Annotated in this window: 1 rRNA gene; it reads right to left on the reverse strand. The window is 49.7% G+C overall.

What is annotated here, in order from left to right:
* Positions 1-290: ribosomal RNA gene (locus tag QE109_RS17665) — 23S ribosomal RNA — on the reverse strand; the annotation flags it as partial.
* Positions 291-292 lie beyond the last annotated feature (2 nt).

A 292-nucleotide genomic window follows, 5' to 3' on the forward strand; every position in this document is an offset into this window, starting at 1 on the left:
TCGTCCGAAGACTCAGGTTTGGGCTATTTCCATTTCGCTCGCCACTACTCTGGAAATCACTTTTGTTTTCTCTTCCTTCGGGTACTTAGATGTTTCAGTTCCCCGAGTTCCCCTCCATAGCCTATGTATTCAGCTATGGATGACTGGACATTACTCCAGCCGGGTTTCCCCATTCGGACATCTACGGATCTACACTTGCTTGCAGCTCCCCGTAGCTTTTCGCAGCTTACCACGTCCTTCTTCGGCTCCTAGTGCCAAGGCATCCGCCCTATGCTCTTATTAACTTGACCTA

The sequence above is a fragment of the Fusibacter bizertensis genome (assembly GCF_029914245.1).
In the GTDB taxonomy this organism is placed as follows: Bacteria; Bacillota; Clostridia; order Peptostreptococcales; family Acidaminobacteraceae; genus Fusibacter_C; species Fusibacter_C bizertensis.